A 12,442-nucleotide genomic window follows, 5' to 3' on the forward strand; every position below is an offset into this window, starting at 1 on the left:
AATCGCTTTCACGCCGGATTCGGCGATTTTAACCGGTCGCCCGGCGTGTTTGAGGTATGACCACGACGCGGGGACTCCGGGATCGCGAGGAGCCGATCACGATACTGACCGCCTACGACGCCCCGACTGCGGCGATCGTCGACGAGGCGGGCATCGACGCCGTGCTCGTGGGCGACAGCATGGGAAACGCCGCGCTGGGCTACGACTCGACGCTCCCCGTCACATTCGACGAGGTCGCGAGCCGCACCGCCGCGGTCGCCCGCGCGACCGAGGACGCCCTCGTCGTCGCCGACATGCCGTTCCTCTCCTTCGGCGTCGACGAGGCGGAGTCGGTGCGAAACGCCGGCCGGCTGCTGAAGGAGGCGAACGCGGACGCGGTGAAAATCGAGAGCGGTCCCCATACCGTCGATATGACCCGCCACATGACGGACGTGGGAATTCCGGTGATGGCGCACCTCGGACTCACGCCACAGCACGTCAACCGCTTGGGTGGGTACACCCGACAGGGGACAGAGCGGGAGGCCGCAGAGGAGATAATCGATCTCGCGGGCGCACACGCCGAGGCGGGTGCGTTCGCGCTCGTGTTGGAGCACGTCCCTGCCAACCTCGCCGGGGCGGTCACGGAGGCGCTCGCGATCCCGACGATCGGGATCGGTGCGGGGCCCGACTGCGACGGGCAGGTGCTCGTGATCAACGACGCGGTCGGCCTCGGCGAGTGGGCACCGCCCTTTTCGCGGCAGTTCGGCGACGTGCGCGGGGAGATGCTCGACGCCGTCGAGGCGTACCGCGACGCCGTGAGAAGCGGCGAGTTCCCGGCCGACGAACACTCGCACGTCGAGGAGGATCTCGACGAGCTGTACTAGGATCTCGACAGACTGTTCTGAGATCGGCTGCCGTCGGCTTACGTCCCCGACCCGATCCGTTGAGCGGCGACCTCCGCGAGCCGCCAGCACAGCGTGACCGCGACCACGACGGCGGCGAGCGCGAGGAAGGCGAGCCACGCGATCACGCCGAACGGAGCGATCGAGGCGATCCCGGACGCGACGCCGATGACGAATCCGCCGCCGATCAGAACGCCAGCGAGTTGGAGCGCGCGCCGCTGTCGCCGACCGAACCCGAGCGGGTCCGGGCGTCCGAACGCGGCCGGGAGGACCGCACTCGCCGTTGCGGCGAACAGGGAGACGACCATGAGGACAGATCCCACGATCGCGGCCATTCCGTGGGCGAAGCCGTCGCTTCCCGGCGGCGGTGGCGGCATCGTTGCGAGCCAGATCGCAGTCGCGATCGTGACACCGAACCCGGCGAGCATCGCGAGAACCCGTACCGCTGTCAGAAGCCTCGATCCGACCGTGGAGGGCATCGTCTCACGGTCGACAATGGCTTCCGATAAGTGTTCTGCCGGCGCTCGGACGCGCGCCGAGGTCGGGTCGGCGGCGGTCTGATGGCCGCGGGCGGCCATTCCGGCGTGGGGTATATACGCGTCAGCGGCCTACTTCGGCGCGTGACAACCCGGACCATCCGCGCCCGCGACCGGCCGGTGTTCGGCGTCGACGTGCACAGCGGCGACGTTCGCGGCGACGACCCCTCATACGCCCTCGTCGTCTTGGACCCCGTCGACGAGGACGATCCGGACGCGCCGGACGCGGACGGGCCGATGGCGCGGGTGACCCGCGACGTGGTCTCCTTTCGAAAGCTCTGCCGGCTGATCGACGACCGCGAGCCCCTGTACGTCGCCACCGACAACGCCTACGAGCTGGCGGCGGACAAAAACGAACTCGTGGGGTTCCTCCGGTCGCTGCCGGACGGCTCCCGGCTCGTGCAGGTGACGGGCGCGGAGCGGCCGGAGCCGCTCTCACGGGTCGCCTCTCGCCACGGGATCCCGTACGGGAAAGAGCCGATGAAGGAGGCGGAGGCGGCCGCGCGGCTCGCCGCCGCCAACGTCGGCCACGAGGTGACCGCCTTCACCGACGAGACGCGGGTGAAGGTGTCTCGCGGCCGCTCGACGGGAAAGGGAGGGTGGAGTCAGGACCGGTACACCCGGCGGATCCACGGGAACGTCCGGAAGCGGACGCGACAGGTCCAGTCGAAACTGGAGGAGGCGAACCTGTCGTTCGAGCGCGAGGTGACGGAGAAGTACGGCGGCTTCGCGAACGCGACGTTCACCGTCGAGGCCCGCCCCGAGGACATCCCCGTGTCGAACACGCGGGCCGGGGACGTGCGCGTCGAGGTCGAGCGCGAGCGCCGCGACGGGATCGAGTACGAGCCGCTGGTGCAGCGGCGCGACCGCGTGATCGTCGGGATCGATCCGGGAACCACCACCGCGGCCGCCGTCGTCGGCCTCGACGGCACCGTCCACGCGCTGTACTCCTCGCGGACGGCTGACACCGCCGACGTGACCGAGTGGATAATCGAGCAGGGGCGACCGATCATCGTCGCCGCCGACGTGGAGCCCATGCCGGAGACCGTCGAGAAGTTCCGGCGGTCGTTCGACGCCGCCGGGTGGCGGCCGACCACGGACCTCCCCGTCGACGAGAAGCTCCACCGGACCCGCGAGACCACCTACGCGAACGACCACGAGCGCGACGCGCTGGCGGCCGCGCTATACGCGTACGACGACCACGAGGACCAGTTCGAGCGCATCGCGGTGAAGACCCCGCCGCGACTCGACCGCGAGGCGGTGATAGCGGGCGTTGTCGCCGGCGGCGCGTCCGTCGAGGCTGTCATCGACGACTTGAGCGAGGACGGGAACGGGGACGGTGGCGGAAGCGGCGACGACGACCCCGACGAGGCGGATCCCACCGAGCCCGAGCGCACCGAGGAGGAGGAGACGATCCGACGACTCCGCGAGCGCGTCGACAGGCTGGAGTCGCACGCTGAGTCGCTGGAAGCCGACCTCGCCGAGCGCGACGAGCGCGTCGCGGAGTTGGAGGGCGAACTGGAGGAGGCTAAACGCGAAGAGCGGATCGAAGCCCGCACCCGCCGAGCGGTCTCTCGGCTCGAACGCGAGACGGATCGCCTAGAGCGCGAGCGCGACGAAGCGAGGGAGGCCGTCGACGAACTGGAGCGAAAGGTGGAGACGCTGAAGGAGCTGTGGCGGCTCGACCACTCGAACTTCGACGACGTGGCGGAGGGTCGGGGGCTCGCGAGCGTGAAGGTCGTCGAGCAGTTCACGCTCGACGCCTTGGAGGCGGCCGACGAGGCGTACGGGCTCGTCGCCGGCGACGTGGTCTACCTCCGTGACGCCTCCGGGGCGGGGCGACGGACCGCGGAGCGACTGGCGGAGACGGAGCCGCGGGCGGTGATCCGCGACGGGAACCTCTCCGAGGTGGCCGATCGGGTGCTCTTCGATCACGCGATTCCGATCGTCTCGGTCGACGCGGTCCCCGTCCGCGAGGTCGACGACCTCGCGGTCGCGGAGGAGGCCGCACTCGACGCGGCGATCGACGAGTGGGAGACGAGCGCCGAGCACCGGCGGAAGGCGAAGAAGGAACGGCATCTCGACCGGATCATCTCGGAGCACCGTGCGGGGCGGACGCTACCCGAGACCGAGGAGTAACGAAACTGCGACGGGAGGCGATGAGACCTGTCGCCGCCTGTCCGCGCGCTTCCAGAAGTCATATGTCCGGGAACACACAGTCGAGAGTATGGACGCTCACGAGCTGATCACCCGGAACGCGGCCGAGGTGGTCACCGAGGCGGAGATCGAGGCGCTGGCCGACGACCCCGACGGGAAGCGGGCGTACGTCGGCTACGAGCCCTCGGGCGTGCTCCACATCGGTCACATGCTCACCGCGAACAAGCTTATCGACCTCCAAGAGGCCGGCTTCGAGGTGACGGTCCTGCTTGCGGACGTGCACGCCTACCTCAACGACAAGGGATCCTTCGAGGAGATCCGCCACACCGCAGAGCGCATGCGCGACCAGTTCATCGCCTACGGGCTCGACGAGTCGAACACGCAGTTCGTGCTCGGCTCCGACTTCCAGCTCGACGACGACTACACGCTCGATCTGCACGCCTTGGAACTCGAGACGACGCTCGCGCGTGCCGAGCGCGCGATGGCCGAGATCACCTCCAGCGACTCGGTGAAGGTGTCGCAGGCAGTGTACCCACTGATGCAGGCGCTCGACATCCCGTACCTCGGCGTCGATCTCGCGGTGGGCGGGATGGAGCAGCGCAAGGTACACATGCTTGCGCGCGACGTGCTCCCGAGCATCGACCGCGAGCCGCCGACGAGCCTCCACACGCCGCTCATCGCCGACCTCGGCACCGGCCGCGGGAAGATGTCCTCGAGCGAGGGCGTCACCATCTCCATGGAGGACTCCCGCGACGACATCGAGTCGAAAGTGAACGACGCCTACTGCCCGCCGACGGCCGATCCCGATCCGACCGAGGACGGCGAGACGCGCGAAAACCCCGTCCTGCAGGTGTTCGAGTACCACGTGTTCCCGCGGTTCGACACCGTTCGCGTCGAGCGACCCGAGGAGTACGGCGGCGACCTGACGTACGAGTCGTACGACGCCCTCGAAGCCGATCTGGAGTCCGGCGAGTTGCATCCCGCCGACGCGAAGGGCGCGCTCGCCGAGTACCTCGACCGGCTCATCGCGCCGGGGCGCGAGCAGCTGGCGGAATAGCCGGCGATCAGCTGGCAAAAAGCGGACGAGTAGCGGACTCAGTCTCTTGTTGCGGTCGCGGTGTGGCCGGTGAACTCGCAGGTGCCGTCGAGACAGTTCCGACCGGCGGCCGTCTCGAATATCGGCAGTCCGCAGTCGCACTCGTCGACGACGACGCCGGACGGGATCGAGAGCGTCGTCTCACAGTCCGGTCGGTTCTCGCAGGCGAGATACACGCGCCCCGGAGCGAACTCGACGGTCAACGATCCCTCGCAGTCGGGACAATCCCAAACGCGGTCGAAGCGATCGCTGACGGCCGCTTCCATCGGATCGCACGCAGGGTCGAGACAAAGGTGAAACGGCTCGCCGCGCTCAACGCGGATCTTCGGCAGGCCGCAGTCGTCACACGTTGCGTCCGTGACACTCGCCCCCGCCGGGAGCCCCCATCGGGACTCACAGTCGAGACAGACAACGTCGCCGCGCGAACGCACGAGCGGGCCGCCGTCCTCGGGGCAGGTACCGACGGGGACCCCGGCCTCCGTGACCGGGAGCGCACGACTCGCCGTCGCCTCCGCCGAGACGATCCGGAGCCTTCGATTTCCGTCGCGGGCGGTGACGGAGAATCCCGCGCCGTCGCCCTCGACGACGACCGAGTCCGGGCGGGTGAGCCATGCGACCGGCTGGTAGCCGTCGGCGTCGTGGACGAGCGTGGTGTCGTCCGGTTTGATCAGGACGACGACGCGCCCGCGATAACTTCGCGAGCGGTCGCCCCGTTCGGTCACCTGACAGTCGCCTGCGAGCACGCGGAGTCGTTCCGGCATACCCCGGCTGGCCGCGGTATGCGTGTTAAGCGGTCGGTGTCGTCGGGGGTCGATGTCGTCAGGGCGATGGGAGTGGTGGGCGGTGAGGAAGTCGAGCGGCCGGGAAGAACTCACTCCACGCGAACCGTCCGCGTCGCTCTGACGGGCATCAGCGGGAGGTCCGGAAACACGACCTCAACGACGAACTCCAGTTCGTCGGCGTCGGGCGTGCCGAACACGCCGACCGGGACCGCCGTCTTCCCGTCGAGGTACGTCGTCTGTGCGGTCATCTCCACGTCGTTGACGGTGACCCGGATTCCCGTTCGACCGCGACCCGAGACGGTCGAGACGGTTATCTCGCACATCTCGTTTTCGCCGACGGCGATGGCGTCTGGAAACGCGCCCCAGTCGACATCGATCCGGGGACACTCCCGTGCGGCGTCAACGATCCGCTCCGCGACGGAGCCGCTCATGCCGGCCTTCTCAAGTGCGCTCGGGCCGGCGTCGACGACCGCGGCGGGTGAGGTGAGTCCGGCGTCGGCGAGCCGCTCGGCGCGGCCGGAGCCGACCCCGTCGATCGCGGTGAGCGCGACCGCCTCCCGCGAGACGCCGTGTTCGACGCGCGCTTCGACGCGGGCGGCGAGGTTGGCGGCGCGAGGACCGGCAAACCGATCGAGAAACTCTGAGAGCGCGGCCAGCAGCCGGAGCGCGTTCTGTCGGATCACCCACGCGTCGGAGCGGAGATCCGAGGGGATAGAGTCCGCCATCCCTGCAATCAGGATGGCGAACACCTTGCGGTGGCCGTCCTCCAGATCGGTGTCGCGGTCGTCGAGGATCCGGTCGATCGCGTCGGACTCGGCCGCGCGCGCCGAGACGGAGTCGAACTCGCCCGCGGCCGCGACGGTCGCCAACAGCCGATCGACAGTCAGCGTCTCCCGCTCCGCGAGCCGGTGGAACCGCCGCGCCGTGTCGAGCCGGAGGTAGTACTTCGAGGCGAGCCGCCCGAGCGCGGTCGGTTCGACCGCGAGGTCGTCGGCCGCGACGAACCCGTCTTCGACGAGCGAGTCAAGGGTGTCCCGGACGCGGTCGCGCAGCGTCGCGAACTCGTACGCCTCCGGTTCTGACTGCGCGCGGACGTAGTAGAACGTGGTCTCTAGCCACCCCATCACGTCCTCTAAGCCCCGGATCGTCCCCATCGAAATCTCCGCGTTGAGGTGGGATTCCAACTCGCCGGCGAGCCGCGATTCGATCGCTTTGCCCTCCGCCAACAGCTCGCGGTACCGGTCGGCGTCGCCGTGGTCGCAGACGACCCAGCCGTAACCTACGTCGTCGTATCCCGGACGGCCCGCCCGGCCAAGCATCTGAAGCACATCGAGTGGCGAGATGTCCGTCTCTCCCTCCAGCGGGTCGTGATACTTCGTGTCGCGGATAACGACGCAACGCGCGGGGAGGTTCACCCCCCACGCCAGCGTCGACGTGGAAAAGAGCAGCTTGATCTTCCCCTGTTTGAACCACTCCTCGACGCGATCGCGGTCGTCTTTCCCGAGCCCGGCGTGGTGGAAGCCGACGCCGTCGGTGACGGACTGGCGGAGGGTGTCGTTGGTGAGTTCTTTCGCCTCGTTGTGGAAGTCGTAGTCGCCGCGGGAGTCGATCGGGATGTCGCGGTCCGTGATCTCGTCGCGCGCCTTCTTGGCCGCCTGCACCGTGTCCTGCCGCGAGGAGACGAACACGAGCGCCTGACCGTCGTCGCGGACGTGCGGCTCCGCCAAGTCGAGCGCGCGGTAGAGCCGCCGATACTTGTCGGCGAACGCGTTCGAACCGTGCGAGTACGTCTTGACGCCCGTTTCGAGGTCGACGGGGCGGTACTCGTCGCCGAAGGAGTACGTCGTCTCCGCGGGCGCGTCGAGCCACGCCGCCACGTCGTCGACGTTCGGCATGGTCGCCGAGAGCGCGACGATTCGGGGGTCCTGAAGCCGTCGGAGCCGCGAGACGGTCACTTCGAGCACCGCGCCGCGCTTCTCGCTGTCGAGCAGGTGGACCTCGTCGATGACGACGCAGTCCACGTCGGTGATAAACGAGTAACGCGCGGAGTCGTGTTTTCGCGTCGCGCTGTCGGCCTTTTCCGGCGTCGTCACGAGCACGTCCGCGCGCTCGGCTCGGCGAGGGTTGAGGTCGCGTTCGCCGGAGACGACGTAGACGGAGTAGCCGAGTTCTTCGAAGCGGTCCCACTCGCTCTCCTTCTCGTTTGTGAGCGCGCGCAGCGGCGCGACGAACAGTGCGGTCCCGCCCGCGTCGAGCGTCTTGCAGATCGCGAGTTCGGCGAGCGCGGTCTTACCGGAGGCGGTCGGGGCGGACGCGACCACGTTGTGGTCGGTCTCCAGTATCCCGGGCAGCGCTTCCCGTTGCATCCGGTTGAACTCCTCAAACCCGAACGCGTCGGCAAATTCCGGCACCGCGTCGGCGACCTTCACGGCGCATCACACCCGTAGAGGGGTCGACAGAGGCCAAAGACAAGTCGACGGCGACCGGGGCTGTGTCGCATTGGATCGAGTCGGGGGCTTCGAGAGCAAAGGCGTTTCTCATGCGTCGCCCGCGCTCCGCGTCTCCGAGTCGGAATCGGGAGCCCTCCGCGCGAGAGGGGCCGGTCGCACGAGACCCCGATCGTTTAGGTGACCGCGGACCGACCGACGGGTATGATACCCTCGTCACCGGTCGTCATCGCTGCCGCCGCGCTGCTCGTGCTCGCTGTACTCCTCGGAATTTTCCGCCGGCTCCGCGCTCCGTCGGCCGACGCGCGCGAGTCAAAACAGGCACACGAGGCGGCACAGCAGCGCGACCCGCCGGTGGACATCGGCGAGACCTACGAGTTCGGGGTGACCGAACTGACCGACCACCACTCCGGCGAGGAGGTGGCCGTCGGCAAGGTAGAGGGGTTCGTGATCTTTACCGAAGACGTACCGGGCGGCCTCGGAAAGGGCGACGTGATCCGCGCGAAGGTGCTCTCGTTCAACGACGGGCGGACCTCGGCGGACGCAACGTTCGTGTCCCGAGCGTAGGCGTGTCATCTCCAACCGAGCGGCGTCGTCGGATCGGTCTCCGTCCTCGCCGAACATGAGGTTCATACGTGATGGCGACCAAGAGGTTCCGTAATGGCTCAGGCCGGGAATCAGGACCTCACGGAGCGGTTTATTCAGTTCTACCGCAACTACTACCGCGAGGAGATCGGCACCCTCGCACAGAACTACCCCAACGAACAGCGCTCGCTATACGTCGATTACGACGACCTGTTCCAGTTCGACCGCGACCTTGCGGAGGACTTCCGCACGAAGCCGGACCAGATGCGCGAGTACGCAGAGGAGGCACTCCGGCTCTACGACCTCCCCGCTGACGTCAGCCTCGGCCGCGCACACGTCCGCATCGAGAACCTCCCAGAGAGCATCGACATCCGCGGCATCCGCGTCCACGACGACCACATCGGGAGCCTCGTCTCGGTCAGAGGAATCGTTCGCAAGGCGACGGACGTGCGTCCGAAGGTGACAGAAGCCGCCTTCGAGTGCCAGCGGTGCGGCACGATGACGTACATCCCGCAGGGCGACGGCGGTTTCCAAGAGCCGCACGAGTGTCAAGGCTGTGAACGACAGGGCCCGTTCCGCGTCAACTTCGACCAGTCGGAGTTCGTCGACTCACAGAAGCTCCGGATTCAGGAATCTCCAGAGGGCCTCCGCGGTGGAGAGACGCCCCAGTCGATCGATATCGACATCATCGACGACATCACCGGCGAGGTGAGCCCCGGCGACCACGTCACCTGCGTCGGCGTCCTCCACATTGAACAGGTCGAGCAGGGCAACGAGAAGTCGGCTATCTTCGACCTGTACATGGACGGGGTCTCCATCGGCATTGAGGACGAGGAGTTCGAGGACATGGATATCACCGAGGCGGACAAACGCGAGATCATCGAACTCTCCAATCGCGACGACATCTACGAGGCGATGGTCGGCTCCATCGCGCCCGCCATCTACGGCTACGAGGAAGAGAAGCTCGCGATGATCCTCCAGCTGTTCTCGGGCGTGACGAAGCACCTCCCCGACGGGTCGCGGATTCGGGGAGACCTACATATGCTTTTAATCGGAGACCCGGGTACTGGTAAGTGTCTCGACGGTGATTCCCGTGTGACGCTTGGAGACGGTCGAGAGGTTCCGATACGCGAACTCGTTGAAGATAATCTCGATGACCCGAAACCGGTCGACGACGGCGTCTTCGACGAGGTCAATTTCGAAGTTCCGTCGCTCCGATCCGACGGAACGATCGAATCCTCGCAGGCGACGAAAGTCTGGAAGCGTGAGGCTCCCGAGAGGATGTATTGCATCGAGACCGTGTCGGGTGCGGAGCTAAACGTGACGCCGTCGCATCCCCTGTTCGTCCAGCGTGACGGACGGTTCGAGCCCGTCGTCGCAGAGGAACTGAACGAGGACGAGTTCATTGCTGCTCCGAAACGACTCGATGTGGAGGGAGACGACACGCTTGATGTCGAATTCCGACGCGCTCGATCGTACAACGCTGTTCGACTCGATCTTCCTGACGAGTGGACTCCAGATCTTGCGCGCCTGCTCGGATATATCGTCGCCGAAGGATACGTCGAGCGGCGCGACGACCACTCGGGTTTCGTCTCGATCACGAACAACGACGAGGCGGTTCTGTCCGACGCCCGATCGACGTTCGAGACGCTCGGTCTGCGGACTACCACCCGCGAACCACACGACGAGAAGGACGCACGTGAGTTGCTGTGTTCCGCCGGAGAGTTTGTCAGTTTCCTCAAAAACCTCGAGGAAATGCTGCTGGAAAGCTCCGCAGAGCAACGGATACCGAAGGCGATTCTCGGAGCGTCGCCGTCGGCTACGCGAATGTTTATCAAGGGGTTCGTCGAGGGAGAGGCTCACGTCTCGGCGAAACAACGGGAGATCACCGTCGCCTCGATGAGCAATGAACTCCTCCCCGATCTTCAGGCGCTTCTGCTTCAACACGGGATCACCAGCCAACTCCACGAGCGGAAGAACGGAAGCCATAGGCTACGCATCAGCGGAGCACAGTTCGACAGGTACGTAACGGAGATCGGGTTCGTGACCGATCGGAAACAGGAAGCGGCGGAAAAACACCTCAAAACGGACCGGAACACCAACGTCGATGTCGTCCCGAACATCGCGTCCGTCCTCCGGCGGGTTCGCGAGTCGCTCGGGCTGACGCAGTACGAGTGTGGGGTTCCCCGTGGGACCTATCGTCACTACGAATCAGGGTCCCGAAATCCGAGCGTCGGCGCGCTCCGAAGCGTCGTCGAGGCATTCGAAGCTGCTCGTTCGCCCTCGACTGAGGATGCCGATATCGCAAGCGTACAGACGGATGGGGGTACCGTCGATGCCGACATTTCGGCCCTTCGGCAGTTGACCGATGGCGACATCCGCTGGGACCGTATCGAGTCAGTTGAACTGGTCGATCCTAACGATGACTGGGTGTACGATCTTGAAGTCGATGGAACGCATAACTACGTCTCGAATGGGATCATCTCACACAACTCCCAGATGATCTCGTATGTAGAAAACATCGCCCCGCGATCCGTGTACACCTCCGGTAAAGGATCATCTGCGGCAGGGCTTACGGCCGCAGCCGTACGAGATGATTTTGGAGACGGCCAGCAGTGGTCGCTCGAAGCCGGCGCGCTCGTGCTCGCCGACAAAGGAATCGCCGCAGTCGACGAGCTTGATAAGATGGACTCGTCGGACCGCTCCGCGATGCATGAGGGGCTCGAACAGCAGAAGATATCGGTATCGAAGGCGGGTATCAACGCGACCCTCAAGGCCCGCTGTTCGCTGCTCGGCGCGGCGAACCCCAAGTACGGTCGATTCGACCAGTACGAGCCGATCGGCGAACAGATCGACTTGGAGCCCGCGCTCATCTCGCGGTTCGATCTCATCTTCACGGTGACGGACAGCCCGGACCCGGAACACGACTCGCGGTTGGCGAAACATATCATCAAGACGAACTACGCCGGCGAGCTCAACACCCAGCGCGAGGAGCTGGCGAGTTCGGAGTTCACCTCGGATCAGGTCGCGGAGGTGACCCAAGAGGTCGCCCCGGAGATCGACGCCGAACTGCTTCGGAAGTACATCGCCCACGCGAAGCGGTCCTGTTTCCCGACGATGACAGAAGAGGCGAAGGAACTCATCGAGGAGTTCTACGTCGATCTGCGCTCGAAGGGGGCCGACGAGGACGCGCCCGTTCCGGTCACCGCTCGGAAGCTGGAGGCGATGGTTCGGCTCGCGGAGGCGAGCGCGCGGCTCCGTCTCTCCGACACGGTCGAGCGCAAGGACGCCGACCGCGCGACCGATATCGTCGAGTCGTGTCTCAAGGATATCGGCGTCGATCCGGAGACGGGACAATTCGACGCCGACGTGGTGGAGACCGGTACCTCGAAGAGCCAGCGCGACCGCATCAAGAACATCAAGGGCCTGATCGCCGACATCGAAGAGGAGTACGAGGAAGGCGCACCCGTCGACGAGGTGCTCGACCGCGCCGGCGAGATCGGTATGGATCCCGGGAAGGCCGAACAGGAGATCGAGAAGCTCCGCACGAAGGGTGAAGTGTACGAGCCGAAGCAGGGTCACCTGCGGACGACGTAGATGGACCGGATATCAGCGATGCGAAACGTCGAGGACGCCCTCCGCGCGTTCGAAGACGGGGACGCAGATCTGGCGGCGACGGAGCAGCGGGTGGCGACCGTGTTGCGCACGTACGCCAGCGAGTTCGAGGGCGACGACGACGTGTTCCGCGCGGTCGGTGAGGAGCCGGTGGACGGAACGGTCGTGGTCGCGGCCTCAAAGCCGGCCGCACGCGAGCGGGTGCTCGCGCGAGCCGGAATCTCAGTCGGAACTAGTGCATCCGACACGGATCCGTCGGGCAAACCTCCCGAGAGTCGCCTCGACGATCAGTCAGGAGACCGAAACAAGTTTGATGATTTGACAGAATTAAAAAACGATCCAG

8 protein-coding genes and 1 pseudogene are annotated in these 12,442 nt (G+C 66.2%); 6 read left to right on the forward strand and 3 right to left on the reverse strand.

Annotated features, from left to right (window positions below; genetic code table 11):
• The first annotated feature begins 56 nt into the window (after positions 1-56).
• Positions 57-863, forward strand: a complete 807-nt coding sequence (panB, locus tag NO887_RS10720) for a 3-methyl-2-oxobutanoate hydroxymethyltransferase (RefSeq protein ID WP_256418286.1) — start codon at positions 57-59, stop codon at positions 861-863.
• Positions 864-901: 38 nt separating this feature from the next.
• Here panB and NO887_RS10725 read toward each other — a convergent pair whose 3' ends face one another.
• Positions 902-1,360: a hypothetical protein gene (locus tag NO887_RS10725; RefSeq protein WP_256418287.1), complete on the reverse strand. Its 459-nt coding sequence runs from the start codon at positions 1,358-1,360 to the stop codon at positions 902-904.
• Positions 1,361-1,501: 141 nt separating this feature from the next.
• On the opposite strand from NO887_RS10725, the gene NO887_RS10730 reads away from it, so the two are divergent.
• Complete coding sequence (locus NO887_RS10730; RefSeq protein WP_256418288.1) at positions 1,502-3,556, forward strand: DUF460 domain-containing protein; 2,055 nt, start codon at positions 1,502-1,504, stop codon at positions 3,554-3,556.
• 88 nt (positions 3,557-3,644) lie between these two features.
• Positions 3,645-4,631: a tyrosine--tRNA ligase gene (locus NO887_RS10735; RefSeq protein ID WP_256418289.1), complete on the forward strand. Its 987-nt coding sequence runs from the start codon at positions 3,645-3,647 to the stop codon at positions 4,629-4,631.
• A 38-nt stretch (positions 4,632-4,669) separates the two neighbouring features.
• On the opposite strand, the gene NO887_RS10740 is transcribed toward NO887_RS10735, so the two are convergent.
• Positions 4,670-5,431 (reverse strand): endonuclease NucS domain-containing protein, encoded by a 762-nt coding sequence (locus NO887_RS10740; protein ID WP_256418290.1) that lies wholly within the window; start codon positions 5,429-5,431, stop codon positions 4,670-4,672.
• 110 nt (positions 5,432-5,541) lie between these two features.
• Positions 5,542-7,881 carry a DEAD/DEAH box helicase gene (locus NO887_RS10745; protein ID WP_256418291.1) on the reverse strand — a complete coding sequence of 780 codons (2,340 nt, stop codon included), beginning with the start codon at positions 7,879-7,881 and terminating at the stop codon, positions 5,542-5,544.
• A gap of 222 nt (positions 7,882-8,103) precedes the next feature.
• On the opposite strand from NO887_RS10745, the gene NO887_RS10750 reads away from it, so the two are divergent.
• The 3 genes and pseudogenes from NO887_RS10750 to NO887_RS10760 form a co-directional block, all read left to right on the forward strand.
• Complete coding sequence (locus tag NO887_RS10750; protein WP_256418292.1) at positions 8,104-8,466, forward strand: TRAM domain-containing protein; 363 nt, start codon at positions 8,104-8,106, stop codon at positions 8,464-8,466.
• 93 nt (positions 8,467-8,559) lie between these two features.
• Entirely contained in the window at positions 8,560-12,081 is a 3,522-nt protein-coding gene (locus NO887_RS10755) for an LAGLIDADG family homing endonuclease (RefSeq protein ID WP_256418293.1), read from the forward strand.
• A pseudogene (locus tag NO887_RS10760) lies at positions 12,082-12,345 on the forward strand (DUF7854 family protein); the annotation flags it as partial.
• Positions 12,346-12,442 lie beyond the last annotated feature (97 nt).

The sequence above is a fragment of the Halorubrum laminariae genome (genome assembly GCF_024494655.1).
GTDB lineage: Archaea > Halobacteriota > Halobacteria > Halobacteriales > Haloferacaceae > Halorubrum > Halorubrum laminariae.